The organism is Nonomuraea sp. NPDC049784, assembly GCF_040659615.1.
Lineage (GTDB): Bacteria > Actinomycetota > Actinomycetes > Streptosporangiales > Streptosporangiaceae > Nonomuraea.
Genome location: NZ_JBFAMX010000975.1, coordinates 1 through 2632, shown reverse-complemented (window position 1 = coordinate 2632; position 2632 = coordinate 1). Strand labels below are relative to the sequence as shown.

Sequence of the window (2632 nt, the reverse complement as noted above, 5' to 3'; positions counted from 1 at the left end):
ACGCAGCCGGACCGCCTTCAGCCGATCGCCGTCCACGCCGGGCGGCAGCTGGCCGATCCACCGCGCCTCGGCCGTGGCCAGCGGTTGCTCGGACAGCGTCACGCCCTCCGCGTCCAGGAACGTGGCCGTGGCCGGGCCGGGGAGCGGGGACAGGCGGATCCGGGGGTCGGTGCCGAGCGCGTACCGGACCTCGGCCCGCTCGCGGAGGCCCTGGAGCGGCGAGACGATCCTGTCGGGGAAGACCTGCGCGCTCCCGCCGCCCATCACGCGTGCCTCGGCGGCGGCCGCACCGATCACGGCGACCGTCCTGACCTGCCGGAACGGCAGGATCCCGTCGTTGGTCAGCAACGTGAAGCCGCGCGTGGCCACCTCCCGGGCCAGCGCCCCGCCGTCAATCGGACGTCCGACGGCAGACCGGTCCCCGGCGCCGCGCAGGGCGCCGACCCGCTGGGCCAGGCGCAGGATACGGCGCACGCGATCGTCCACGACGGACTCCGGCACGCGCCCCTCCCGCACGGCCGCCTCCAGCTTCTCGCCCCAGGGTCCGAACGGGCCGGGCATCGCCACGTCGGTGCCTCCCATGGCGGCGGCCTCGGTCGAGCGCAGGGCAGTCCAGTCCGACACCACGAACCCGTCGAACCCCCACTCACCCTTCAGCACCCCGTTCACCAGCGCGGAGTGCTCGGTCATGGTGGTGCCGTTCACCGAGTTGTAGGCGGTCATGAGGCCCCACGCCCCCGCCTGCACCACCCGCTCGAACGGCCGCAGGTACGCCTCCCGCAGGGCCTTCTCGCTCACCCGGACGTCCGCGGTGAAGCGGTCGGTCTCGAAGTCGTTGGCCACGAAGTGCTTGGGCGTGGTGGCGACGCCGCCCTCCTGGACGCCTTCGACGTAGGCCGCGCCGATCTCCCCCGTCAGGTACGGATCCTCGGAGAAGCACTCGAAATGGCGGCCTCCGAGCGGCGAGCGGTGCAGGTTGATCGTGGGCGCGAGGAGCACGTGCACGCCCTTGCGCCTGGCCTCCTGCGCCAGCAGCGCGCCGGCCCGCCGCACCAGCTCCACGTCCCACGTGGCGGCCAGCGCGGTCGGGCTGGGCAGCGCGATCGAGGGGTCGCCCGCGCTCCACTGCTCCCCGCGTACGCCGATCGGGCCGTCACTCATGACGAGCCGGTCGAGGCCGATCTCGGGCAGCGGCGGGAGCGACCACATGTCGGCCCCGGTGAGCAGGCGGATCTTGGTGCTGAGGTCAAGCCGGGCGATGAGTTCGTCGAAGTCCACCAGCACAGTCTTCACCAGCGGGCCGAACATCCGGAAGACGAAACCGAACGTGGTTCAAGATGAATACGGGCTCAGCCCTAGGTCGTTGACCTGCGTGAATACCTGGCCGCCATGGCGTGGAAGACCTCCTTGGGCTCCCAGCGCCGCTCGTCGAGCATCTTCACCACGCCGTACGAGCCGATGTCGGCCTCACCGGTCCTGTTGTAGGCCGCGAACGTGAACCACAGCGCGGTGTCCACGCCCTCCTGCTCGAAGACGTCCATCAGCTCGGTGAAATAGCGCACCTGCTCGCCCTCGTCGCGTACGGCGCCGTCGGGCACCACCCACGCCGAGCCGCCGCGCTCCCCCGCGCCGCGGTAGGCACACGTGCCGAACTCGGTCACGGCGACCGGCTTGCCGTGCTTGAAGTGGGCGCGCAGCTCGTCCACGAAGTCGTGGGCGTTGTAGGAGGCGCGGTAGGCGTCCACGCCCGCCACGTCGAACGGGGCCCAGTCGACCGGCTCCCACGGCCCCGAGGCGTAGGTCAGCCTGCCGCCGAACAGCGGCCGCACGGTCTCGGCCACCTTCGCCAGGTAGACGTTGAAGCGCGGCATGACCCGCATCAGGGACATCCACCACTCGACGTCGCCGCTCATCATGGCGTTGAGCCGGTCGCCGTAGCCGTCGCCGTCGATGAAGCCCTTGCCGAACCCGGTGATCTCGCAGCCGGTGACCAGCACGATCTCGGCGCCGTCGCGGCGCAGCCCCTCGGCGCGCCTGGCCGAGTCGGCGAAGACCTCGAGCATCTCGTCCTGCGTGAGGTCCACGGGGAACGGGGTGAACCAGACCTCCAGCCCGGCCACCGCGGCCTCCCTGGCCGCCGCCTCGACGCGCTCGGGGTCGCGGCCGGAGATGCGTACCGACGCGCAGTGCAGGTCTTCGGCGATCGTGCGCATGTCGCGCCGGACGTCCTCGATGTGGAACGACTTGCGGCTCAGGCCGTCGCCCGGGAGAAACCCGACGTCATAGTTGATCCCCTTTTTCATGATTTATCCCCTCTTTGTGTCAACCCGTGCTCCAGGAGGTCGAAGGCCAGCTCCACGTCGCCCGCCAGGCGCCTGCCCGCCTCCTCCAGGGGCTCCCCCGCGGCGATGCGCTGGAAGAACGCCTCCTGGAGGGTGGTGACGGCGGCGGTGATCAGCGCGGCCATGAGCTGCGCGGCCAGGTCGTCGCCGGGATGGGCCGCCTTGAGCGCCTCGGCCAGCTCGTACCGCTCGCTCATGCGCACCCCGTGCAGCGCGCCCATCAGGGCCGGACTCGAGGCGATCACGCGGACCCTGGTCAGCAGCGCCTCCACGTCCACCTCGCCCGCGCC

At 71.4% G+C, this 2632-nt stretch carries 2 protein-coding genes and 1 pseudogene; all 3 read right to left on the bottom strand.

Going from position 1 to position 2632, the window contains the following annotated elements; genetic code table 11:
- On the bottom strand, nucleotides 1-1308 hold a 1308-nt coding region (locus AB0J09_RS61945; protein WP_360713481.1), incomplete at its 3' end, for a glycoside hydrolase family 3 N-terminal domain-containing protein.
- Between the two features lie 47 nt (nucleotides 1309-1355).
- Entirely contained in the window at nucleotides 1356-2303 is a 948-nt protein-coding gene (locus AB0J09_RS61940; protein ID WP_360713479.1) for a hypothetical protein, read from the bottom strand.
- Nucleotides 2300-2632 (bottom strand): annotated as a pseudogene (locus tag AB0J09_RS61935) (TetR family transcriptional regulator); the annotation flags it as partial. The pseudogene AB0J09_RS61935 and the gene AB0J09_RS61940, both read right to left, overlap by 4 nt.